The following is a 24,546-nucleotide window of genomic DNA, read 5'->3' on the forward strand; positions in this document are numbered from 1 at the left end:
GGTTGATGGTAAGCCTACCCATCTTCATCATTCTGCTGGGCATCCTGGTCTCCATCTCGAATCTGACCGCGGCCACGTGGGATTACGAACCGACCGGGCAGACCATCGAAACGCTGACGTCCGACACGGCGGTCACCTTCGACAACAGCAGCGGCAAGACCCTCGCCAAACAGGGCGATTATGAGGTAAGCCAACGCTACATCATCATCAACGCGAAACGGCCGTCCACCGGTGAAATCCAGAAGATCAAGGTGCTTATCCGCGAACCGAAGGGCGGTGGCGGCAACCGACCCGGCGTGGTCTTCATGCATGGAGCCGGCTACGGGACCTGTGACAATTCCTTCGGCGACATAGCCTACAGCCTGTCTTCCGCGGGCTTCGTCACCGCCGTGCTCGACAAGCCGGTATGGTCCACCAATGATGCGACGCGTGACTATCCGGGATCGGCCGCCATCTACGATCAGGTCATCGATTACCTGCGCTCCCTTGACGATGTGGACGCGGCGAAGGTCGGCATCTACGCGACCTCCGAAAGCACGTGGATCTCCTCATATCTGCTGCAGCAGGACCATGATGTCGCATTCCAGGTGCTGCTCAGCCCCATGGTCTATTCGCCACGGCACTCGTTGGGGTTCCTCGCCGCGCAGGATTTCGCGCTGGTCGGCGCGAATGACGGCTACCAGTCGATCGTGCGGCGCGTGTTCAATATCGATTCGGAACTGTTCGGACTTACCAATTTCGATATCGAGACGTTGGTGCCGCAGGCCTATTCGATACCGACGCTGGTGGCGTACGGTACCAAGGATGTGATGACCGCACAGGTCGAAGGCACCGAGAAGATCGTGGACATGGCGCACAAGGCCGGCAACTGGGACGTGACCATACGCAGCTACCCGATCGCCAACCACGTGCTGCGTTTGGGGGATGAGGCGAAGACCGGCACGCCATTCGCCGACGACTATGTGAATGACGTGATCAGCTGGGCCGTCGGTACGACGGAAGGCCTGAAACAGACCAGCGAACGCGTTGCGGGCGCCGAACTGTACCAGTCGATCGCGGTGCCGCTCGAACTCAAGGCGAATCGTGGCCTGACCATCTACCTAGTCGTGCTGCATGTCAGTATGCTGCTGTTGCTGCTGATGATCGCGGTGGCGTGGCTGATGGTGCTGATTCGTAAGATCTGGGCCCGGGTGCATCATCGCCGATACAGCCTGGGGTTCACCCATGGCTTCGGCAATGCGCTGGTCACGCTGACCATCGCCACCATGGCCACGCTGGTGCTGTTCTTCGCGGGTCTGGGCGAGGTGATCATGGGCGTGGTCAAACTGGCATGGGGCAGTGCACCGGCCAAGGATCCGGGCATGATGTATTGGAGCTGGCCCGTTATCCAAATCGTCTGCGTGGCCGTGGTGTGGGCATGGTCGCGTGTATTCATGAGACTGATCGAAGTGGCGGGCAATCGGGGTCTTGCACAATGGCCGCCACGTAAAGACGCCATCGAGGGGATAGTCTCCGGCCGGCAACCGGTGCTTGCCTCCACGCGATTCGGACGCGTATTGTTCTGGCTGACGGCCACCGCCATGCTGGACGTACTGTTGGTCTTTGCCTTCTGGGGACTGTTCATCTACTGAAATGGCCGCCAGGCGGCCGAGGGAGATATCGCAAGGCGATCATCCGGAAAGGAGGTGCGCACAGTGCCGTTGTATCAAGACGAAGGCGTCGTTCTACGCACCGCCAAACTCGGGGAGGCCGACCGCATCATCACCCTGCTGACGCGCGATCATGGCAAAATCCGCGCCGTCGCCAAAGGCGTGCGCCGTACCAAATCACGTTTCGGCGGGCGTCTTGAGCCATTCATGCGGGTGGATGTGCTGGTCGCCGAAGGCCGTTCCCTTGATGTGATCTCCCAAGCCGAATCGATTTCCGCCTACGCCGGACCGATCTGCGCCGACTACGCCGCCTATACCGCCGCCAACGTGATCGCCGAGACCGCCGACAAACTTGTGGCCGGCGAACACGAACGTATGACGATGCAGTACCGGTTGGTGCTGGGTGCATTGAACGCGCTCGCCAAGCATGCGCATGATCCGAATGCGATCGGGGATTCCTATGTGATGCGTGCATTGGCGATTGCCGGTTGGACGCCGCGCCTGCGTGCCTGTGTGGTCTGCGGGGATCCGATCGACGCCGGCAAGGCCTGGTATTTTTCGATTCCCGCCGGCGGCGTGATGTGCTCCGCCGACCACACCCCGGAATCCACGCCGATGTCATGGAACGCGCTATGCCAGATGCAGGCGCTTGTCGATGGCGATTGGGGGGGAGCTGGACACAGCTCCGCTGACCGCCGAAACCCGCCAATTGGTGGAAAAATGGGGTGAGTACTATCTGGAGCGGCCCATTCGTTCGCTGCGCTTGCTAGATTAGCGGGTATGGCTTTTGAGAACGTGGACTACAAGTCGCTTGACATTCCGGCGGCCCCTTTTTCCAATCCGTCGATCATTCCCGATTTTCCGAAGAACAAGGTGCCTCGCCATGTGGGCGTGATCATGGACGGCAACGGCCGTTGGGCCCAGCAACGTGGGCTGATCCGTACCGACGGCCATCAGGCCGCCGAACCGGTGGTGTTCGACACCATCGCCGGTGCCATCGAAGCAGGCGTACGCTATCTGTCGCTATACACGTTCTCCACCGAGAATTGGAAGCGCTCGCCGCAGGAGGTACATTTTCTCATGGGCTTCTCGCGCGACATCATCCATCGCCGTGTGGCGCAGATGGACGAGTGGGGCGTACGTGTGCGCTGGTCCGGCCGCCGACCGAAACTGTGGAAGTCCGTCATCGACGAACTCGAGGTGGCACAGGAACGTACCAAGAACAACACCACCATCGACGTGGTGTTCTGCCTGAACTACGGAGGGCGTGCCGAAATCGCCGACGCCTGCGCGGCCATCGCGCGCGAGGTGCGTGACGGCAGGATTTCCGGCGATCGTGTGACCGAAAAGATGATCGCCGACCATCTGTACAATCCGGACATTCCGGACTGCGATCTGGTGATCCGTACCTCCGGCGAACAGCGCACCTCCAACTTCCTGCCATGGGAGGCCGCCTACGCCGAACTCGACTTCGTGCCAGAACTTTTCCCCGATTGCGGTCGTGAGGTGCTGTGGCGTTCCATCGGCCACTATGTCAACCGTGACCGTCGGTTCGGCGGCGTGAAGAAGTAGGATTCATCGGGCGTTTTTGGATTTGGCATCCGCCAGGCGTCCTTGGCGGGGTCCAATCAGGCGTTTTCTCAGACGTTTCCGTGGAATTGGCGGTTCATTTGGACGAAATCAGGGCCGATTTCGTCCAAATGAACCACCAATTCCCGATTTTCGTCCGGATGAACCGCACATGCGTGCCTTAGCTCAACCATTCCGACCGCGCCGTCGACTTGTCCTGACATAGTCGGTTCGTTTAGACTGCGCAGATGAGCGAAAAAGAAACTCACTGCTCTCTGAATCTTCTGATTGCGAAGGCGCAGCAGGGACGATGCTGCATGCGTCCGTTCTGGGACACGGACGTCAAAGTGGTCTCGCGGCGTGTAAGGCAAGGCAGCATTGTGCGGGTATATCGCGGCCTATATGCGGTGAAGGAGTATTGGGAACGCCTTGACCGGCATGAACGGCTACGGCATGTCATCCGTTCGCTAGGGCAATGGCATGAGCAATGGCTGTTCTGCGGTGCAAGCGCAGCCGTCATGCATGGTCTGGAATGTTCATACCGGCAACTGTACCCGATCCATGTTGCGGTGGACCGGTGCCGCCGTTCCAAAAATCAGACGAACGTGCGGTATCACGTTCTCAATGATCCCGATGCCGTGGTCGTTGACGGCGTGCATGTGACATCAGTCCAGCGCACGCTTGTCGATTGCGCCGCGATGATGCCGTTCCGCTATGCATTGGCACCGATTGATTCCGCGTTGCGACAGGGAAGGACCACCATCGAGTCATTGCTGGCATATGTGGATGCTCTCCCGATGCTACGAGATAGGGAACGCATTCGCTCCGTGATCGCCAAGGTAACGGTGGCAGCGAGAACGGCGGGGGAATCGGAATGCCGTGCCGTGCTGGATGAGCTGGGATTCCCCGTGCATTGGATTCAGGTCGAATTCCCCTGCCTGAACCACCATGGCCATATGCACAGGGTGGATTTTCTGTGGAAACGTGAGGATGGCACGTTAATTGCCGGGGAATTTGACGGGGTGCGGAAATATGTGGATCCGTCGATGACCTCAGGACGTACGATTCGGCAGGTTGTCGATGAGGAGCGCGATCGGCAGCGGTGTTTGGGCAAGCGTGGCGTGGATACGATTCGTATGTATTACGCGGATTTGGACGATGCACGGGCTCTGACACGGCGATTGGAGAGTGCGCGCGTACCGAAACAGGAATCGTGCAGCTAGTTTATGGTCCGGTGGCAGTCCAATCAGACGTTTTCTCAAACTTCTTTACGGTACTTGGCGGTTCATTCGGACGAAATCAGGGCCGATTTCGTCCAAATGAACCGTCAAGTACCGATTTTCGTCCGGATGAACCGCCAAGTACCGTGCAATTGCGCAAACGTGGCCCGATTAACGCCGGATACCGGCGATACGGGTCGAAAATGCATCCATGAAGCGTTCGGCCTCGACATGCAATGCGACATGGATGCGGGGTGCCTGCGGATCGATCAGACCTTCCGGATCGCCGATGGTGCGACCGCGTGTACCGTGGGAGTCGCCCGTTTCCGTCTCGACCTTCATCGGCAGGTCAAGGCAGGAGACCAACGTCGAATCGAGTGCGACGGCCGCGGCGAGCGGATCATGCAGCGGCATGCCTGCGGAAAAGAGGCGTGCATCGGACTTGAGGTTGGCGGCGATGGAAAAGTCGGCGATATCGGCAAGGAACCGCAGTGTTCGTGGGCTGAATAAGCGGTATGAGTACGCCGATGGGTCCAGTCCGGCATGCTCCCGCAGATCGGCGGTCTCCCTCCAACGCCGAGTGGCCATGCCGCCCAGCAGACACCGGTGCGTTACATCCAAGCCGATCATGGTGGTATCCGCTCCGGAATGGAACACACGATTCGCCGCCTCGGGATCCTGGATGATGTTCGTTTCGGCGGTCAGATCCCAGCAGTTGCCCTCTTGGGTGAGCGTGCCGCCCATCATCACCAGCTTCAATTTGCCGGCGATGTCCGGTGCCGCGGTCAGCGCCGTATCAACGTCGGTCAGCGGGCCGGTGGCCACCACCGTGACGCCGCCGCCATATCGGCGGACCGCGTCAATGATGAATCGTACGCCTTCCGGCAGGGTAGGGGAGCAAGGGACGTTCGCGGAATCGCAGGAGGAAAAGGTGAGCGAAAACGAATCGGTGGCAGGATTCGCGTGCGGATCATGCACATCATAGCCGCCGACGGAAATCAGGCTGCGCATGTCCGATTCCGCCGAATCGGACACGTAAGTGGGTGCGGAAGTGGCCGGAATGCCCGTTTCACCGGAATCGGGCATTCCGGCAGGTGCGGAAGCGGTACGTGCAAAAGCGGCAGGCCCGAATCCTCCCAATCCGTCCGTGCCATGGAACTGCGCACAGCCGGCGTCGGGAATGAACGACGTGGCCCAGGAGGGATGCGACGATCCCCGCAATACCGGTACGTGACGGAGCCCCAACCGCTCCAGCACGTACTCCGTATTGCGAACGGCCGTCCCCATCGCGACATTGCCATACGTGCCGACCACGCCGAGCAGGTTGACATTATCGAAAGTCGCAAGATATGCCAACGCCAAGGCGTCGTCAATGCCGGTGTCCACGTCGAGAATCAGTTTACGGTCGTTCATGGGGTCCCCAGACTGTATGGTCATGCATTCACTGTACCGAATCGATGTCGTAGAAAATGTGCCGAATATGCGGTTTCATCATATGTGATCCGAACATGTCCCCGCATATTCGGCATGGATGCCTGTGACGCTGCCTATTTCAGGAATTCGTCGGTGGCGAGATCCTTGGCCTGCGGGGCCTTATGGATCACCTTGTCATGCGAATCGGTGTAGGCGTCTTCCTGCGCGAGGAAGTCGAAATACTCCTGCGCACCCTGCACGTCGTTCGTACCGAATACGAACGAGCCATCCTTGATCTTGGCCGGATCCCCCCAATACTGGCCGTCCACGATCGTCTTCATGCTCCTCTTGACGAATGCGGGCTTGAGATTCGCATCCGGAGCCTCCTTCACGAGAATTTCGGCCGCATCGTCAGGATTGGCGTATGCATACTCGTAGCCCTTCTTGGTGGCCTGCACGAACTTCTTCACCAAGCCCGGATTGGAGGAGATGGTCTTGTCGCTGGTGATTACGCCGATGGTGTCGGCATTGCCGGGTACGCCGTAATCCGGTTCGGTGAAGCAGTTGAGCTTCGGACCGTACATGTCGGCCTGCACGCCCTCCCAGGTGGCATAGAAACCGCCGAAATCGGCCTTCTCGCTGGACAGGGTCTGGAAGGTGGAGGTGCCGACGGTCACCTTGTCGAAGGTGCCCTTGCCGCCATCGGTCTGGATCATGCGACGGATCACCGCGTCGGATTCGTTCGAACCGAACGTGGCGAAGGTCTTGCCGTCGAAGTCCTTCGGGGACTTGATTTCGGTATTGGATGCCAGCGAGCACCAGATGGCGCTCGGCTTCTGCTGCACCTGCATGACCTGCTTGATCTTCGCGCCCTTGGTGGCGTACACGCCTACATTGGTGAGGTTCGACAGCGCGAAGTCGGCCACGCCGTTGTTCACGGCCTGCTCGGCGCCGGCCTGCGCCACGGCCACGATATCCACATCAAGGCCGACGCTTGTGAAATAGCCCTTGTTCTTGGCCACATACACGCCGATATGGTTGGTGTCGGGGGCCCAGGAGAGCATGAACGTCACCTTGGTCAGGCCATCCGAATCGGTGCTGGCGGAGGTGTCGTTGCTCTGGCCGCAGGCGGAGACGCCGAGAATCATGGCTGCGGAACCCAGCAATGCGATTGCCTTGTTGGCGAATTTGCCGAAGATGCTGTTCTTCATACGATGCGATTTCCCTTGAATCTTGCTTCTCTACCGTTTTCTAGGGATGCGCTGCGGGCGGAGTTCGGGCAGAAAACGATACGAAGGGCCCCGGGTCCCCGCTCGTCCAATGCCCCCGACGATTCCTTATGTGCCCTGCGGATGCCCCGGTAGGCGGTGGAATATGGCCGGTTTGCCACACATTGGCTTAACAGCGTCTTTCATTATACGAGACGGTGCGACGTGTGCCGGACCGTCAGGTTTCACTGCTCCGCGTCCGGATCGGCGTCGGCGTCGGCCGGCCCGAGCAGCACGCGTTCGCTCAGGTTCACCAGGCACATGAGCACGCCGGTGATCACGATGATGACCAGCGTGGCCGAGAAGATCAGCGGCGTACGGAACGAGTTGTACGCCGCCTGCAGCCAGATGCCAAGCCCCTTGCGCGCGCCCAGATATTCCGCGGTCGCGGCGGTGGCGAAGATATAGGCGGCGGAGACGCGGATGCCGCCATAGATCTGCCGTGCGGCCACGCGCAGCTTCACATGCCACAACGTCCACGCCTTCGTTGCGCCGCAGGTCAACGCGACGTCGGAATAGAATTGCGGCACCGCCTCGAGTCCGCGGATCGTCTGCACCGCGATCGGAAACAGACCGAATACGGTGACAATTACGATTTTGCCGGAGATTTCGAAACCGAACCAGATCAGGAACAGCGGGGCGATCGAGATCAACGGCATCGTCTGCGCGGCTGACAACAACGGGAACAATGCGGCATTCGCGATGCGTGAACAGTAGAGCAGAATGCCGATCAGAATGCCGAAGGCGACGGCGAACAGGAAACCGATGGTGCCTTCCATCAGCGTGACCTGCGTCGCCGGCCACAGCGTCGGCCACGTCTCAACGGTGGCCTGCGCGATTTCACTTGGCGCGGCGATCATCGTGCTCGGCACATGGCCGATGCGTACCCACGCCTCCCAAACGGCCAACAGCACCGCCACGGCGATGATCGTCGGAATACGCCGCTTGCAGGCGGCTGCCAGTGCGATCGCCGATTTTGCCGCCGATCCGTACCGTGCCGGTCTGTGCTGAACGCGCGTTTGAGCCATCGTTCACCTTGCTTTCTGCGCCAAAGTGGGCGCGCACATGACCGGCGGCGAGAGATCAGTAAGGTGAGGAGCCTGTTCGCCTGTCGGCCAGAAAAGTTCATTACCGGCTGACCAGTATAGGGCATGGGCCGGAGCATAGGAGCATAAGGGTACGGGGAAGCCAGACGGCTTACAGGTCCACCACGGAGCCGATGAACAGCGGCAGTCCGTCGGGGGAATCGAGTTCGTACAGGAATGGGTGGTCGACGTTGAAATCGATGATTTCGGTGGGCCTGCTCGCAAGCATCATGTCAAGCTGGGTAAAGGCCGCGGCCTTCACCCCCTCCTCCGACACCACGAGACGTGTGCCCTGAACAATCGATCCGATGAACATCTGCGCATTCGACATTCCCGAGAAATCGGCCTTATCCGTGTCAAATGCGTCGGTGACGCCCATCGCCTGCATCGTCTTGGTTATCGAATCACTGTCGAAGGTGCTGTCGATGCCGAATTTCGGCAGACTCACATTGACTTCGGTGCCGCTTTGCGCGTTCGGTTCGGCGGAGAACGCCTTGCGCAGCGCGGAGGCATTGGAGCGCAACGCCTCGAACCGCGCGTTGTCGTCCGGCAGCAGAATCTTCATGCGTCCGCCATTGTCGAACGTAAGGTCCACGCGCTGCCAGCCGTTGCCTTTCGTGTATGCGTCGGCGTCATCCGCATCCTGCACGGTGTCGAACGACTTATGCATGAAGTCAATGGTGCTCGTCGAACCTTTCAACGTATGGAAATCGGCCTTGTTGGTGGCCGACTTGGTGAACGGGTCGCTCCAACGGCCGTCGGCGTAGAGCGTATTGATGATCGACATGCCTACATTGCCGGAGGTGTCGATTTCGGGTTTCAGCATGCCACGGGTCTGATCGCTGATCCACCTGCTCATGGCCTTGTTGGTGTTGGCGTCGAACTCCTTGACGCGTTTGATCTGCGTGCCGAAGATGCGATGCACGGCATCGGCGTAGTCCTTGTTCAGCGCAAGGTCGCGTCGGGCCCATATCGAATTCGCCGCATCCAACCGCGACTTGCCGTCGCGCTTGCCGATGATCGATCGGTAGATCGACGCAAGGTCGTTGTCGGTCAGTTTCTCGCTGGCCAGCACTCGCTGCAACTGCGACAACGTATCGCCTTTCGCGCCCTGTGCGGCGACCAGCAACGCCATCTGCAGCGAAGCAGGGGAGTAGTTGGTGTTCTGTTCCTTGGAGAGGAATCTCACTGCGCTCGCATAGGCGAACGAGCGGGACGACTCCACGGCGGCATCGCTTGCCGCAACCGCCTTCGGCCTGAGCAGGTCGGCCAACGTGTAGCGCCCGCCCCAAGCGAAATACCAGAATCCTCCTGTCGCGACAATCGCGACGGCGAGTATCGCCGCGATGATCGCAATGAATCTGCGTCTGCCGGACCTCCTCCGCAATGTCGACTGCGGTGCGGCTGCGTCTCTCGGATTGATGCGTGTCATGGCATGTCCTTCCTTACCAAATGCCGGTCTGATATCCGTACCGGGTATGAGATCCGCTTGTCGCCGTTGACAGCCGGATCATCGACTGCTGATTTCAGCATATCGAACCGTGTGCGGAAAGTCTCTCCTTGTCATGGTCTCAATGACAACTTGCCTGGCGCCATGCATTTCAGGTAATGATAGAAGCGTAGGAAAGGGCCTGCCATGAGCATTCGAATCGGAATCGTAGACAATGACCCGTATGCGCTTACGGTGATGAAGACGTTGATAGAACGGCTTGATACCGGCTTCGAGGTGATTTGGACCACCGATATAGGCGCGGTGGCGATCAGTCGTTGCGTCAACGTGGCCAAATGCCCGGATGTGCTCGTCACCGATATGGCCATGGCAGGCGCGGACGGCCCCGAGGTCAGCCGTGCGATTCGGGCCCGTACCTCACAGGTCGGCATTGTGGGAGTCACCTCCTACACCGTGTCGAGCTTCCGTGAGGCGGCGGCTCTGAGCGGCATGCAGGCGCTGGTCGCGAAAACCGATATAGCGAATCTCAGGAACGCCATCTGCGATGCGGCGCAGGGGAGGGCGTACCAGGCGCCGATCGGCGAGGAATATGCCGCTGCCGAAAGCGATCGGATTTCCGGGGCGACGCAGACGTCCGGCGGCGAAACGGTGCGGTTCATGGATTTGCGGGATGCCAACAACTATATAGAGGACCAGCAGTATCTCAGGCATGGCAAGCTGTCGAACAAGGAGCGGGAGACGCTGCGGCTCTATGCGGACGGATTGAGCACCAAGGAGATTGCGGAACGCATGGGCGTGAGCGTGACGACGATCTCCACCTTCGAGCGACGGGCGACCATGAAGCTCAACGCACGCTCGAGGGCGCACGCCATCGCGATCTGCATACGGAGGCACGAATTCTGATGAAGTGGAAGACGGTCGCTCTGGTAGCGCTTGGCGTGGGTTCGGGCGCTGAGGCCATCTGGCGTATGCTGATCGGGGAGATCGGGATTCCGCTCGGCTGCTATGTGCTTCTTGCCACATGTGTGGCGATGCTGATGCTTCGCTTTCCGCTTCGGGCCGCGATGGCGACTGCCACCATGTGGATCGCCCTGTGTTTGGTGACCGGTGTGGTGCCGGTCGGCCTGACCGCGTTGATGTTGGTCTCTTTGACGGTGATCGCGTTCCGGCGTGCGGTCGTCGCCGGCGTATGCGCAATGCTTGCGATGATTGCCTGGCTGATGATGTGCGAAGGCATTGGTTTTCCGCTGATACGGGATGCGGATATGCCGTTCACGGCAACGTCGTTGTCGTCGCCGGAGCGGTCCGCTGCAAAGGGTTCCGGCGAAACGGATGATATCTACGGCGACACCATGGATATTGGCGATGCGGATGTCGAAACCGTGACGCCATCCGGTTTCCCATGGCAGGTGATGATCATGGTGTGCGTGCTGCCGCTCGGATTCGTGATTGGCGGATACCGCATGCGCAGACGGTATGACGAGCAGTTGGAGCGGATCCGTGCGGAGCAACGGAAACGGCATGTCCGTGCCGCGAGAAGCATCCACGATCATGTGTCCAATGATCTGGCCTATCTGGTGCTGCGCATCGACGGCGATATCGCCGAAGGGCATGTTCCCGACGATGCCGAGCTGCGCGAGCTGCGGTCCGTTGCGGCGAATGCGCTGACCCATACGCATCAGGTCATTGATCTGATCGAGCGTGGCGAAGTGTCGAACGACTCCGGCGATACGCAATCCCATGGCCTGAAGAGAGCGAGATCGGCACGGGGCGGGACGACGTTGCGGTCGAAACTGCGGAGCGTCTGCGAACGTATGGAACGCAGGCTCGTCAGACTGGGGTGCTCCGGAAGGACGATCGTCTCCGGCGAGGGCGAGGCCTCCTCCGATGATCTGATCACCGGATTCGTGGAGGAACTGTATGGCAATATCATCAAGCACGCCGAACTGGCGCAAGGGTATGTGCTGACCATCGGCATCGAAGATGACGCCGTGCACATCGCACTCATCGACACCCCGGCCGAGCGCGATGCCGGTCTGGCCCATGGTAGCGGCCTGGCGCGCTACAGGCGCCTGATCGAGGACCGCGGAGGAAGCATGGCGATTGCGGAATCGCCGGAGGAGTGGGCGCTTTCCGCCGACATTCCGGTGTAGGTTCCGTTGGAATGTCGGCGAAAAAGCAAACCACCCTCAGTCGGCTTGCGGCTGCCTGCGCCCGTTGGCGGGAGACGGCAAGGCGATGCTGACTGAGGGTGGTTCAGGCGGGTCGATCCGCTCCGGATCGGCTTACTCCAAACCGATGGACTTCATGTGGTGGAGCGTAAGCGACTTGACTTCAAGCGTGCCGGACTCGGCGACAAGCTTGATGGCGCGCGGACCCTCGGAAGCGTAGCTGAAGGAGCTCATGACCTGACGGCCGTCGTTCACATACACCTCGACGCAGCCGCGATCCACGTATACGCGCAGTTTGAGCTCGCCGGAGGCCAGCTCTTCGGCGGAAAGCGGGGCGGCACGGTAGCCGCGGTCACCCTGTGCGGCGGCCTGGCGGTCAACCACCACACGTCCGATCTGGGCATCGAACGCCACATACGTGTAAGCGCCATCATCGGTGGCATGGATCTTCAGACCGGCACGCTCAGCGGTGGAGGATTCAAGATCGATGGTCAATTCGATCTCAACGGCTTCGGCGTCGTCGGAGATGATTTTCTCACCATTGACACCCAGCGAGATCGCGCCATGATCGAACGTATCCTCGCGCAGACCTTCCATTTCGGCGACCGGGGCGGTGTGCAGGTCGCCGTCGGCTCCCAGCGTGATCTCGCGGGGCAGGGTCAGATTGCCGCACCAGCCGTCATCCTGCATTGGAATCGGTTCGACGAACGGGCTCATCCAGCCGTACACGATCTGCCGCTTGCCATCGTTGAACGATTGCGGGGCATAGTAGTTGTGGCCCCAGTCCCACAGGCGGAACTCGGTCTCCGGCTGGAAGGCCTCGCCCGGGGTCCAGGTGCCGATCATGTAGCCGGCGTTGTTCACGTTCCGGTTCATGAAACCGCTCGGCTTCGCACCCATGGCGGAGAAGCCGATGACCCACTTCTCGTTGCCTGCGGCATCGCGAATCGGGAAGAAGTCCGGGCATTCGAGCATGAACACGTTCGGATCCGGGTGTTCGAACAGCACGCGCTCGTAGGTCCAGCGCACCATGTCGTCGGAGGAGAACAGCCACATCTGGCCACGCTTTTCGGCGGAGGAGACGCCGAAGGTCATATACCACTTGTCGCTGGTCTTCCACACCTTCGGATCGCGATAGTGGTGGTCCACCTGATCGGTCGGGCAATCGATGATCATGCCGCGCTTGGTGGCGCTGGTCAGCTCGTCGTCATCGGGTTCGGCGAGCATCTGCACCTGCCAGTCGCCGCCGGTGTTGTCCACGCCGTTGGCCCAACGATGGCCGGTGTAATAGAACTTGAGTTCGCCGTCGTCGCCGATTACCGCGGAACCGGAGAAGACGCCGTTCTCTTCCTGCTCGAGCGACGGGGCGAACATGACCGGTTCGCGCTTCCAGTCGAGCATGTCGGCGGAGGAGACGTGACCCCAATGCATGGGTCCCCACTGGGTGCCATACGGGTGCAGCTGGTAGAACACATGCCAGCGGCCCTTGTAGCGGCACAGGCCGTTCGGGTCGTTGATCCAGCCGCCGTTGGAGGCGATGTGGAACTTCGGGTACCAGCGATCGTTGCGCTTGGCGGACATTGCGGCCACGCCCGCTTCGGCTTTGGCCAGCTCTTCGCCATGGTTCTTGATTTCGTTGAGCACCGGTGCGTCCGGTGTGAAGCCAGTCATCGTTGATTGCCTTTCATGAGAGGGGTGTGATGATGTGTTCGGAGTATAGGGTGATGGTGCCCGAAGCGGTAAAAAGGGGAAAACCGCTTCGAACACCACGTTTCAGGTCGTTCTACGATTCGTGATTCGCGGCTCAGGCCGTGACCTTGGAGGCTTCCATGGCCTTGAGCTGCCTGTCGGTGTAGAACGGGTCGCCGCCGACCTCCTGGTCGTCCCTCTTGATCACGAAGGTGCCATAGACCAGTGCGGCGAGCACGATGGCGGAGATGGTGAAGAAGGTCGCACGGTCGCCCATGGCGTCATGCAGTGCGCCCAGCGGGGTGGAGAAGATCACCTGACCGACCTGGGAGGCGATCTGGAAGCCCACCATGTACAGGGTGGCCGACAGCTTGGTATCGAAGTGCAGGGTGAAGTAGCGGAACGCCGGCAGGCAGAACAGCGGGACCTCGATGGAGTGGAACAGCTTGACGATGGACACGGAGACCGGGTCGTGGAACACGCCGCACAGGCCGATGCGCAGGAACATCACGGTGGCGCCGAGCAGCAGGGAGTTGCGCACGCCGATCTTCTTCATGATGATCGGGACCACGCCCATCATGGCGGACTCGAGGAACACCTGGAAGGAGTTCAGGGTGCCGTAGGTGGCGTTGCCGATTTCAGTGGTGGTGAAGAGGGAGGCGTAGTAGTTCGGGAACATCTGCTGATCGAACACGGTGTAGAAGGTGTTGGTCAGCAGCATGAAGACGATGAGCACCCACAGGGTCGGCATCTTCAGAACGGAGACCATTTCCTTGAAGGACGGGTTGGTCGGCGCGGCGTTCGGATCGGCTTCCTTCCTGAGCTCATCCTTCTGTTCGGCGGGAACCCAGAAGGCGTACACGCACAGCATGCCGAGACCGCAGATGGAGCCGACCCAGAAGTTGAGCAGCGGGTTGATGTTGAACAGGAAGCCTGCGCACAACGCCACGATCGCGTAGCCGAAGGAGCCCCAGGCGCGGGACTGGCCGTATTCGAAGCCGAACTTGCGGGAATAGCGTTCGGTAATCGCTTCGAACAGGGAGCAGCCGGCCATGAAGCCTGCGGACAGTACGATGGAGCCGATGAGCACGCCCGCATATCGGGTTGCGCCGCCGGCGGTCAGCATTGGGGCGTACACGAACTGCACGAACGGTCCCACCAGCGCAGCCATGGCGGAGATGAAGATGACGAGCTTGCGCTTGATGCCGAGCTGATCCTGGATGGTGCCATAGGCGAACATGATGACCAGGGTGGCCAGCGAGTTGATGGAGTAGATCTGGCCCTGTTCGGCGGAGGTCATGCCCAGTCCGTGGGTCGGGTCGGTGAGCCACCTGGAGAAGAAGGACCACCAGATGCCCCATGAGCAGAAGAACATGAAGATGCCAAAGGAGCTCTGCAGGTAGGAAGGGTTCTTCCATGCAGATCGAGTTGAGCTTGCCATTGATTCTCTTTTTCTCTTCTTGGTGCCGCTGCCGTGCGACGCCGCTGTTGTTTGCTGATGTTGTGTTGTTTCCGTCCGTCTTCCCAGCTGCCGTGTCGGGTGGCGAACTTGATAAAAGTGTAACACGTCAATCGATTTACGTAAATCGATTGACGTCAATGGTTGCAAGAAAATTGCATAACTGCCGGAATGAAGCCGAAAGAGGGTATGGAAACGTCACCCCTTTCCGGCGTGTCGTGAGTGTCGGCGGCGGGCTTGCGGCGGACCTGCGTCGGAGGCGCGTCAGCGGGCGACGGAGCCCTTCTCGATCAGGGCGCAATGGATCTTTGCGGGAATGGGCGCATCAAGCGGGGGCATGGGAGATGTGGTCCGCGGCCATTTGGCGGTGTCGACCGGCTTGTCTTCGATCATGGAGATCAGTTTGCAGGCGGCCCAGTACCCCATTTCGTAATGGGGCAGTTCCACGGTGGTCAGTTGCGGTTCCAGGGTTTCGGCGAACACGCGGTGGTTGTCCACGCCTACGACCGAGATATCCCTGCCCACCGTCAGGCCACGGCGTGCGGCACATTCGTACACATACCAGGCGCGTGCATCGTTGAAGCAGAAGAACCCATCGGGATTGCGCGTGTCGAACAATGCGTTCACGGCGCGTAGGGCCGGACCGTTGTTCAGCACATTGCACACCAACGATTCGTCGAACCCCTGGTCGGTGCCTTCCAGGGCGGCGCGATAGCCGGCGAGACGGCCATCCTGGGCGATCATGTTTTCGGAACAGCCGATATAGGCGATGCGTTCGCAGCCGGCTTCGATCAGGCGACTGGTGGCGTCAAAGGCGATCCGGAATTCATCCGGTTCGACGCTGGGGAGTGCGTTGTTCGCATCGGTGGCATCCACCAGCACCACCGGGTAATCGGATAGGCTCTTCGGCACGGTGGCGATGCGGTTCGACATCTTCGAATAGAAGAACCCGTCCACGCCATACCGTTTCAGGGCGGCGATCTCGCTTTCCTCGCTGGCCCGCCCGTCGGTGCTGACGGTGATCAGCATATAGCCGTAGGTGCTGGCCGCATCCTGCGCGCCCAGAATGATGCCGCCGGCGTACGGAGTGGTCGCGACCTCTTCGCTGATGAACCCGAGGATACGGGTCTTGCTGGTGCGCAGGCTTCGTGCCAGGGGATTGGGCTTATACCCCAGATCGGTGGCGGTTTGGCGGACGCGCCGTGCGATGTCGGGCTTGACGCGTCCGGCATCGCGCTTATTGAGCACCAGGGAAACGGTGGATACGGACACGCCGGTCTTTTCGGCAATTTCCTTCATCGTCGTCATAAGGGCAACACTATACCTTCCCTTATTGCGGGGAATCGCATTTCTCGAGAAAACCGGCGATGTGTCAATGCAGGGTCACTGCCGGGCGTCGGAAAGAATCTCGTCGACAAGCTGCTGCTTGGCATGGATCTGGCCTTCGAAACCGGGGCGGATGTCGAGCCTGATCACCACGTCGGTGCGGTAGCCCTGGCCGGCAAGCTCCATGGTGGCGTCACGGATCACCTTGAGCACATCGTCGATGTCACCTTCGATGTTGGTGAACATCGCGTTGGTCTCGTTCGGCAGTCCGGATCGGCGGATCACATCGACCGCCTGCGACACGTAGGTGGATTTTTCCGGACTCGCGCCGGCCGGGGAGATGGCGACGGCGGCCAGGGTATTGATATACGGCTTGCCGGTCTGCGGATCGACCGGCACTTGCTGCTTCTCGGCATTGCGATCAAGGGACATGGGATTCCTTTCTTCGGCTCGTCTTTTCCCTGTGTTCTTCTCTACGTTCAGCTTACGCGGTCAACGCCACCGCCATGCATGATCCATCGGGCCCGATCCATGACCGAGATCGAGCTGCGCCTCCAGGGCGCCCGTCAGATACAGCTTGGCATGGTCGACGGCGGTCGGCAGGTCCTCGCCAAGCGCCAGATGCGAGGCGATGGCGGACGATAGCGTGCATCCGGTGCCATGCGTGTTCGGATTGTCGATGCGACGGCTGGCGAACCAGGTCGACCGGCCGTTCGGCTCGACCAGCACGTCATTGGCGTCCTGTGTGCCATGACCGCCTTTGACGAGTACCGCACAGCCGAAATGCCCCGCCAGCAAATGCCCGGCCACCGTCATGTCGACAGGGGTGGAGATGCCTTCGCCGTTCTCATAATCGACCGACTGTGCGCCTTGTTCGACGGCCAGATCGCACAGTACCTGCGTTTCCGGCATGTTCGGCGTGATCACGGTGGCCAGCGGGAACAGCCGGGAGGTCAGCGCCGCAATGGCGTCGTCCTCGATGAGTTTGGCTCCCGAGGTGGCCACCATTACCGGATCAAGCACGATGTTCGTGGCCTTGTGGAAGATCAGGCGATCGGCGATCACGCCAATCAGTTCGGCGCTGGAGACCATGCCGATCTTCACCGCCAACGGCGGAATGTCTTCGAATACGGCGTCGATCTGCGCCGCGAGCATGTCCGGGGGAGTGTTCGTGACCATGCGCACGCCGGTGGTGTTCTGCGCGGTCAGCGCCGCGATGGCGGTCATGCCGAATACGCCGTTGGCAAGCATGGTCTTCAGATCGGCCTGAATGCCCGCGCCGCCGGAGGAATCCGATCCGGCGATGCTCAGTACCGGTGGCAATGTGCTGGTCATGAATACTCCTTTTATCTTGTGGCTCCCGCTGATGGGCTGGTCGTGGAACGGGCCGTGAATGGTCGGAAGGTCTCTTGTCTCGGTTTATTGCGCGCTTTGGTAGAGCGTGGAGCCGCCTTCCCGGAATTTCTCGCTCATTGCCTGCATGCCGGCCGCGATGGTCTGCGCATCGGCCACGAGCCTCTCCTGTGCCTCGGCGTTGCCGAACCTCTTGCGGATGTTCTGCGAGATGGCCATCGAGCAGAACTTCGGGCCGCACATCGAACAGAAATGCGCCATCTTCGCGGGTTCGGCGGGCAGGGTGTCATCATGGAAGGCGATGGCCGTGTCCGGATCGTAGCTCAGATTGAACTGATCGAGCCAACGGAATTCGAAACGCGCCTTGCTCATCGCGTTATCGCGGTCGATGGCATGCGGGTGGTGTTTGGCGATGTCGGCTGCATGGCAGGCGATCTTGTAGGCGATCACGCCCTGCTTGACATCATCCTTGTTCGGCAGACCGAGGTGTTCCTTCGGCGTCACATAGCACAGCATGGCGGTGCCGTAACGGGCGATCTCCACACCGCCGATCGCGGAGGTGATGTGGTCGTAGCCGGGCGCGGTGTCGGTGGTCAGCGGGCCCAATGTGTAGAACGGGGCGTCCTTGCAGATCGCCTTCTCCATTTCGATGTTCATGCGTACGGTGTCGAACGGAATGTGCCCCGGGCCTTCGATCATCACCTGCACGTCATACTCCCACGCCCGCTGGGTGAGTTCGCCCAAGGTCATGAGTTCCGCGAACTGCGCCGCGTCGTTGGCATCCGCCAGCGATCCGGGCCGCAGGCCGTCGCCCAGGGAGAACGCCACGTCGTACTTGGCGAAGATCTCGCACAGCTCGTCGAAATGCGTGTACAGGAAGCTTTCCTGATGATGCTGCAGGCACCATTCGGCCATGATCGACCCTCCGCGCGAGACGATGCCCGTCATGCGGTTGGCGGTCAGCGGCACGAAGCGCAGCAGCACGCCGGCGTGGATGGTCATGTAGTCCACGCCCTGCTCGCACTGTTCGATCACGGTGTCACGGAACAGCTCCCAGCTGAGTTTGGAGGCGTCGTCCTCCACCTTTTCAAGCGCCTGGTACATCGGCACGGTGCCGATCGGCACGGGGGAGTTCCTGAGAATCCATTCCCGGGTGGTGTGGATGTCGTTGCCGGTGGAGAGGTCCATCACGGTGTCGGCGCCCCACTTGGTAGCCCACGTGAGCTTCTCCACCTCCTCGTCAATGGAGGAGGTCACCGCGGAATTGCCCATGTTGGCGTTGAGCTTGGTAAGGAATCTTGAGCCGATGATCATCGGCTCGGCCTCGGGGTGGTTGATATTGCACGGCATGACCGCGCGGCCTGCGGCCAGTTCGGAACGTACCAGTTCCACGTCGCAGTGCTCGCGTTCGGCAACATAACGCATTTCCGGCGTGATGATGTCGTGGCGCGCATACCACATCTGGGTGATTGGGTGATCCTTCGCCTTCAGCGGCTTATGTCGGCGGCCACGCCACTCCTTGGACGCCTTGCCGCGCTTGATGGCACGCTTGCCGTCATCCTCGAGATTGCGCCGGCGGCCCTCATACTCCTCGATGTCCCCGCGGTCGCGAATCCAGTCGAGACGCAGCGGCGCCAAACCTTCCTTCGGATCGCACTTCGGTCCTTCGGTGTTGTAGTCCCTGAACGGTGCGTTCGGACCGACGCCCGGAGTATCGGACAATTTGATTTCGGTGTACGGCACCTCAAGATCGTAGGAACCGAACTGGTTTTCGAAATGCACCGACGTGGTCTTGCGGATATGCGCCCTGTCCCGTTGCCTGGAGTCGCGCGCGGCGATGTCCACGCGCTGCTGTCTGGCCAGCTTGGAAGCGGCCTTCGCCTCCTTCGCATTGGTGAACTTCTCGGCGTTGATTGCGAGCGGCTGCGCGTTTTCCGTGGTCTCGGCATCGGCGGCCTTCACGCGCGGCGCGAAGCCGTGCTTCGTCTCCCCGCGCACGGCCTTCCAACGTTCCACCATTTCACGGGTGGCCGCCTCCGGATCGTCCGCACCGGCGATCGCCGACACCACGAACCAGCCGGCCGCCTTCGAACGGGCCAGCATTTCCATGTCATCGGCCGTGACGCCGCCGCCGACCACGACCGGAAAATCGCTCGCCGCGCAGATGGTGTTGATCTGGTCCTCGTCGAGCGTGTGCCCGGAACCGTCGTTGCCACCTACGGAGGCTTCCGGCTTGGTGGTGGAGACATGCAGCGGGCCGGCGCCGATATAGTCGATGCAGCCGTCCGGCAGTTCGTTGATGAGTCTCACCAGGCTTTCGGTTTCGGCGGACAGGCCCACGATGGCATCCTCGCCAAGTAGCGCGCGGGCCTCACGCGGCTCCATATCGGTCTGCCCGATGTGCACGCCGTCGACCTTGATGCCTTTGTTGCGGGCCTGCCAGACCACATCCACACGGTCATCGATCACGAAGGCCACGGTATCGGACTTGTCGTTGTCTTCGATGATCTGCGCGATGTCCTGCGCCATAAGCGTCAGTTCCTGGGCATCCGCGTTTTTGGCTCGTAATTGGATGAAGGTCGCGCCCCCGCGCAACGCGTCATCGACCACGTCCGTGATGGGGCGGCCCTTGCAGTCCTGCGGGCCGACCACGAAGTACGCGCTCATGTCGAAACAGTCACGCATCGATGCGTATGGATAATCATTCATTGTTGGTTCCCCTTGTTTTGGTAAGTAATCCGGAAGTCCTGCCGATCATGCGATTTGGTGCCGGAGCTGCGGGCATCCGACGTATGCCGCCATGCATGATGGCCGACGGTCGGCGGAATATGCATGCATGACGTGCGGTGGAATCGTCAGTCCTCGATGATCTCGGAAGTGGCCACCTGTTCGGCGGTCACATTCCACAAGGCATCAAGCAGCGCAACCTGGAAGGAACCCGGTCCGTTGGATTCCCTCTCGGCGATTTCGGACGCGCGATTGTAGAGCAATGATGCGGAAACGGCTGCGACCAATGGTTCGGCGACCGCCAGATACGTTGCGGTCACGCCGCCCAAGGAGCAGCCGGCGCCGGTGATCTTCGTCATCATCGCGCTGCCGCCGGGCAGTCGGAAGGTATGCTCGCCGTCGGTCACCAGATCGACGGCACCGGATACGGCGACGGCACCCTTGCCTGAAGGCGAGTGCTTCGCCAGATGCCGTGCCATGCGCCGGGCGGCCTCGATCGCGGCATCCACCTCATCGACGGCCTCCACGCCTGCCGGACGGGTGCCGGGAGCGGCGGAGTCGGACGCGGCGAGTCCCCACATCGCGTCGAGTGCGATGATTTCACTGGCATTGCCGCGCACGATGGTCGGCGGATAGGTGCGGAAGGATTCGAGAATCGCGGTACGCGTCTTGCCGATGCCGGCGGCGACCGGGTCAAGCACCCAGGTCTTGCCGTTCTTGTGCAGTTTATAGGCGATCTGGGGCAGCGCCTCCTTGTAGAACGGCAGGAGCGTGCCGACATTGATGTAGTTCGACCCCGCGATTTCGGCGGTGTCGACGATGTCGTCCGGCAGGAAGCTCATGGCCGCGGTGCCGCCGGCCGCAAGCTGGGCGTTGGCTACGAGGTTGATGGTGACGAAATTGGTGAATGACTGCGCCAGCGGCGTTTGCTTGCGCACGTCGTTGACGGCCTGCGCGATCCGTTCGCGCAGTGCATCGATAGAGGCACTGCTATATGAGGTATCGACATATGAGTTGTCACTCATGACGCTGCTCCCTACGTTGGTCCTAACCAACAGGTTCAAAGGGTCAGGCTTTCCGCCTATCTCAGCTTCCGTCCGCACGACGGAGGCTCCCCTGCATGTACAAAGCGCTTTTCAACCTATACGAGGGTGTTGACAGTTATTATCGGCGCGTGGCGTGCCTTTTCTTCGGATCTCCCCACGTAGTTCGAGTGTGATCTCTTCCATTAACGGAACCGCCGAATAACGTCACATTGTTGCAATGCAGCAAAGCCGGTATCGGGGACTTCGGCTGTCAGCACATATCGGTAGGCTGTGCGCTTGTAAAAGACCCCAAACCGTTCAAACCAGAAGGTGCATTGTGGCTGTATCCAAACTCGATGAAGTCGTATCCCTCGCGAAGCGTCGCGGCTTTGTGTTCCCCGCCGGCGAAATCTACGGCGGAACCCGTTCCGCCTGGGATTACGGTCCGCTCGGCGTCGCGCTGAAGGACAATATCAAGCGCGAATGGTGGCGTTCCATGGTCGTCACCCGAGGTGACGTGGTGGGCGTCGACACGTCCATCATCCTTCCGCCGGCCGTGTGGGTGGCCTCCGGCCATGTGTCCGTATTTAACGACCCGTTGATCGAATGCCTTAACTGCCACAAGCGCCACCGTGCCGACAAGCTCGAGGAGTCCTATGCCGAGAAGCACGGCGGCAAGCTGCCGGAGAACGGCCTGAAAGACATCGTGTGCCCGGATTGCGGCACCCGTGGCAACTGGACCGAGCCGCGCGACTTCAACATGATGCTGCGCACCCATCTCGGCCCGGTCGAGGACGAGAACTCGCTGCATTACCTGCGCCCGGAAACCGCGCAGGGCATCTTCGTGGACTTCAAGAACGTGATGACCTCCTCGCGTTCCAAGCCGCCGTTCGGCATCGCCAACATGGGCAAGTCCTTCCGTAACGAAATCACCCCGGGTAACTTCATCTTCCGTACCCGTGAGTTCGAGCAGATGGAGATGGAGTTCTTCGTGGCTCCGGGCACCGATGAGGAATGGCACCAGTATTGGATCAACGCCCGCACTCAGTGGTACATCGATCTCGGTGTCAAGCCGGAGAACCTGCGCCACTACGAGCATCCGAAGGAGAAGCTGGCCCACTATTCGAAGCGCACCGTCGACATCGAGTACAAGTTCGGCTTCCAGGGCTCCGATTGGGGCGAGCTCGAAGGCGTGGCCAACCGCACCGACTTCGATCTGTCCGCCCATGCCAAGCATTCCGGAGAGGACCTGAGCTACTTCAACCAGGCCACCGGCGAGAAGTACGTGCCGTACGTCATCGAACCGGCCGCCGGCCTGACCCGTTCCCTCATGGCATTTCTTGTGGACGCCTACGACGTCGACGAGGCGCCGAACACCAAGGGCGGCGTCGACAAGCGCACCGTGCTTCGCCTCGATCCGCGCCTGGCCCCGGTCAAGGCCGCCGTGCTGCCGCTGAGCAAGAAGCCGGAACTGCAGTCCGTGGCCCAGAACCTGGCCGCCGATCTGCGCCAGCATGACTGGATGATCGATTACGACGAGGCCGGCGCCATCGGGCGTCGCTACCGCCGTGAGGACGAAATCGGCACCTCGTTGTGCGTGACCGTCGATTTCGATACCCTCGACGATCAGGCCGTCACCATCCGCGAACGCGACACCATGCAGCAGGAGCGCGTGGCCCTCGACAAGGTGGCTGACTACGTTGCCGCCCGCGTCGGCGAGAAGCATACCCGTTATCCGCAGGTGCCGGTCGAGATGGGCGGTGAGGCATGGCCCGAATCCGTCAGGATCGCCGAGGCCGGTGGCCTGTACTAAAGCATCCGTATGCCCGATAGCATTGTGACCGCCTACGAGGAAACCGACGTGCTCGATCCGCGCACCGACGCGGCCCGGCCGTCGGTTCCTCCTGTTATCAAACCCGTCGATCTGGGGCCCGTCCACGTCGAGACGCCGGTCATGCTTTCGCCAATGGCGGGAGTCACCAACTGGCCGTTCCGTGTAATCTGCGAGGGCTATGGCCCGGATGGTCTGTATGTGGCGGAAATGATTACCGCGCGGGCGCTGGTCGCCCGCAATCCCAAGGCGCTGCGTCTGTGCCATTTCGAACCCAGTGAAAAGATTCGTTCGCTGCAGCTGTATGGTGTGAATCCGGCGATCGTCGAGCAGGCGGCGAAAATCGTCATCGACGAGAACATGGCCGATCATGTGGACCTCAATTTCGGGTGTCCCGTGCCCAAGGTGACGCGGCGCGGCGGCGGTTCGGCCCTGCCCTGGAAGACGGATCTGTTCCGCGAGATCATCCAGCGCGTGGTCAAGGTCTGCGACGCGGCGAACGTGCCGGTGACGGCCAAGATCCGCGTCGGCATCGACCACGACCACGAGACGTTCCTCGAGGCAGGGCATATCGCGCAGGAGGAGGGCTGCAAGGCCGTGACCCTGCATGCGCGCACCACCGCCGAGTACTACGGAGGGCATTCCGACTGGAGCCGCATCGGCGAACTGGTTGAGGCGCTGGACATTCCGGTGTTCGGCAACGGCGATATCTGGGGTGCCAACGATGCGTTGGCCATGGTGTCCGAAACCGGTTGCGCGGGAGTCGCCATCGGCCGTGGCTGCCAAGGGCGGCCGTGGCTGTTCGCAGACATCAAGAATGCGTTCGCCGGTAGCGATGAACGCATGGACCCGACTTTGGGGGATGTCTGCGCGGTGATCGAACGTCATGCCCGGTTGCTGACGGAGTTCTATGACGGTGATGAGCGAATGGCCGTTCACGATCTGAGAAAGCATGTCGCGTGGTACCTCAAGGGGTTCCCGGTAGGTGGTTCCACCCGTCGTGCGTTCATGGAATGTGAAAACCTTGCGGATGTTCGCCGAGAGGCCGGAAAACTCGATCCGAGCATTCGGTTTCCCGAGAGGGTGGCGGACAAACCAAGGGGGCGCGTGCGTTTTGCGAAGAAGGTTCATCTGCCTTATGGATGGTTGGAATCCCGCGAAACCACGCACGCCGAACGGCAGGCGCTGTTCGGGGACGACCCGATGGATGCGAGCTACTGAGCGGCGGGGTTCCGTCCGGGCCTTGGAACGAATAGGAAACGCCGGCAAGATAAAAAAGTCGACGAAACGCCGGTACACGCCCGGAAAAGT

The 24,546-nt window shown here is 60.7% G+C and carries 18 protein-coding genes, 1 pseudogene and 1 riboswitch; of the genes and pseudogenes, 8 read left to right on the top strand and 11 right to left on the bottom strand.

Annotated elements, in window-relative coordinates:
* Positions 1-5 precede the first annotated feature (5 nt).
* From BMOU_RS06190 to BMOU_RS06205, 4 genes and pseudogenes are all read left to right on the top strand, one after another.
* Positions 6-1,631 (top strand): alpha/beta hydrolase family protein, encoded by a 1,626-nt coding sequence (locus BMOU_RS06190; protein ID WP_371851396.1) that lies wholly within the window; start codon positions 6-8, stop codon positions 1,629-1,631.
* A gap of 63 nt (positions 1,632-1,694) precedes the next feature.
* Positions 1,695-2,424, top strand: a pseudogene (recO, locus tag BMOU_RS06195) (DNA repair protein RecO).
* A gap of 5 nt (positions 2,425-2,429) precedes the next feature.
* On the top strand, positions 2,430-3,221 hold the full coding sequence (locus BMOU_RS06200; RefSeq protein ID WP_034875878.1) for an isoprenyl transferase: 792 nt from the start codon (positions 2,430-2,432) through the stop codon (positions 3,219-3,221).
* A gap of 245 nt (positions 3,222-3,466) precedes the next feature.
* Positions 3,467-4,441 carry a type IV toxin-antitoxin system AbiEi family antitoxin domain-containing protein gene (locus BMOU_RS06205; RefSeq protein WP_034875880.1) on the top strand — a complete coding sequence of 325 codons (975 nt, stop codon included), beginning with the start codon at positions 3,467-3,469 and terminating at the stop codon, positions 4,439-4,441.
* A gap of 168 nt (positions 4,442-4,609) precedes the next feature.
* Here BMOU_RS06205 and BMOU_RS06210 read toward each other — a convergent pair whose 3' ends face one another.
* The 4 genes from BMOU_RS06210 to BMOU_RS06225 all read right to left on the bottom strand — a co-directional run bounded on the left by BMOU_RS06210 (position 4,610) and on the right by BMOU_RS06225 (position 9,636).
* Positions 4,610-5,875, bottom strand: coding sequence for a nucleoside hydrolase (locus BMOU_RS06210; RefSeq protein ID WP_034875882.1), 1,266 nt, complete (start codon positions 5,873-5,875; stop codon positions 4,610-4,612).
* A gap of 110 nt (positions 5,876-5,985) precedes the next feature.
* Positions 5,986-7,062: an ABC transporter substrate-binding protein gene (locus BMOU_RS06215; RefSeq protein WP_034875884.1), complete on the bottom strand. Its 1,077-nt coding sequence runs from the start codon at positions 7,060-7,062 to the stop codon at positions 5,986-5,988.
* A gap of 242 nt (positions 7,063-7,304) precedes the next feature.
* Positions 7,305-8,147 carry an ABC transporter permease gene (locus BMOU_RS06220; protein ID WP_051428930.1) on the bottom strand — a complete coding sequence of 281 codons (843 nt, stop codon included), beginning with the start codon at positions 8,145-8,147 and terminating at the stop codon, positions 7,305-7,307.
* 169 nt (positions 8,148-8,316) lie between these two features.
* Positions 8,317-9,636 (bottom strand): serpin family protein, encoded by a 1,320-nt coding sequence (locus BMOU_RS06225; protein ID WP_034875887.1) that lies wholly within the window; start codon positions 9,634-9,636, stop codon positions 8,317-8,319.
* A gap of 204 nt (positions 9,637-9,840) precedes the next feature.
* Between BMOU_RS06225 and BMOU_RS06230 the strand changes: the two genes are divergently transcribed.
* Both BMOU_RS06230 and BMOU_RS06235 read left to right on the top strand, forming a co-directional pair.
* Positions 9,841-10,557, top strand: a complete 717-nt coding sequence (locus tag BMOU_RS06230) for a response regulator transcription factor (protein WP_034875889.1) — start codon at positions 9,841-9,843, stop codon at positions 10,555-10,557.
* A complete protein-coding gene (locus BMOU_RS06235; RefSeq protein WP_235143734.1) occupies positions 10,557-11,807 on the top strand; it encodes a sensor histidine kinase in 1,251 nt (416 codons plus the stop codon). Before BMOU_RS06230 ends, BMOU_RS06235 begins: the two co-directional genes overlap by 1 nt.
* 132 nt (positions 11,808-11,939) lie before the next feature.
* On the opposite strand, the gene BMOU_RS06240 is transcribed toward BMOU_RS06235, so the two are convergent.
* The 7 genes from BMOU_RS06240 to thiM all read right to left on the bottom strand — a co-directional run bounded on the left by BMOU_RS06240 (position 11,940) and on the right by thiM (position 21,404).
* On the bottom strand, positions 11,940-13,496 hold the full coding sequence (locus tag BMOU_RS06240; RefSeq protein WP_034875891.1) for a glycoside hydrolase family 32 protein: 1,557 nt from the start codon (positions 13,494-13,496) through the stop codon (positions 11,940-11,942).
* 133 nt (positions 13,497-13,629) lie between these two features.
* Positions 13,630-14,955: an MFS transporter gene (locus BMOU_RS06245; RefSeq protein ID WP_034875893.1), complete on the bottom strand. Its 1,326-nt coding sequence runs from the start codon at positions 14,953-14,955 to the stop codon at positions 13,630-13,632.
* Positions 14,956-15,237: 282 nt separating this feature from the next.
* Positions 15,238-16,281, bottom strand: a complete 1,044-nt coding sequence (locus tag BMOU_RS06250) for a LacI family DNA-binding transcriptional regulator (RefSeq protein ID WP_034875895.1) — start codon at positions 16,279-16,281, stop codon at positions 15,238-15,240.
* Between the two features lie 75 nt (positions 16,282-16,356).
* Positions 16,357-16,731: a thiamine-binding protein gene (locus BMOU_RS06255; RefSeq protein ID WP_034875897.1), complete on the bottom strand. Its 375-nt coding sequence runs from the start codon at positions 16,729-16,731 to the stop codon at positions 16,357-16,359.
* Between the two features lie 60 nt (positions 16,732-16,791).
* Positions 16,792-17,634, bottom strand: a complete 843-nt coding sequence (gene thiD / locus BMOU_RS06260; RefSeq protein WP_034875899.1) for a bifunctional hydroxymethylpyrimidine kinase/phosphomethylpyrimidine kinase — start codon at positions 17,632-17,634, stop codon at positions 16,792-16,794.
* 84 nt (positions 17,635-17,718) lie between these two features.
* Positions 17,719-20,337: a phosphomethylpyrimidine synthase ThiC gene (thiC, locus tag BMOU_RS06265; RefSeq protein WP_371851395.1), complete on the bottom strand. Its 2,619-nt coding sequence runs from the start codon at positions 20,335-20,337 to the stop codon at positions 17,719-17,721.
* A 170-nt stretch (positions 20,338-20,507) separates the two neighbouring features.
* Positions 20,508-21,404 (bottom strand): hydroxyethylthiazole kinase, encoded by an 897-nt coding sequence (gene thiM, locus BMOU_RS06270; protein WP_034875902.1) that lies wholly within the window; start codon positions 21,402-21,404, stop codon positions 20,508-20,510.
* Positions 21,396-21,507, bottom strand: a riboswitch (TPP riboswitch). Its footprint overlaps the gene before it by 9 nt.
* Before the next feature lie 234 nt (positions 21,508-21,741).
* On the opposite strand from thiM, the gene BMOU_RS06275 reads away from it, so the two are divergent.
* Together BMOU_RS06275 and dusB are read left to right on the top strand one after the other, a co-directional pair.
* On the top strand, positions 21,742-23,217 hold the full coding sequence (locus BMOU_RS06275) for a glycine--tRNA ligase (protein WP_034875903.1): 1,476 nt from the start codon (positions 21,742-21,744) through the stop codon (positions 23,215-23,217).
* A gap of 9 nt (positions 23,218-23,226) precedes the next feature.
* Positions 23,227-24,456 carry a tRNA dihydrouridine synthase DusB gene (gene dusB, locus BMOU_RS06280; protein ID WP_081738512.1) on the top strand — a complete coding sequence of 410 codons (1,230 nt, stop codon included), beginning with the start codon at positions 23,227-23,229 and terminating at the stop codon, positions 24,454-24,456.
* Positions 24,457-24,546 lie beyond the last annotated feature (90 nt).

The organism is Bifidobacterium moukalabense DSM 27321, assembly GCF_000522505.1.
In the GTDB taxonomy this organism is placed as follows: Bacteria; Actinomycetota; Actinomycetes; order Actinomycetales; family Bifidobacteriaceae; genus Bifidobacterium; species Bifidobacterium moukalabense.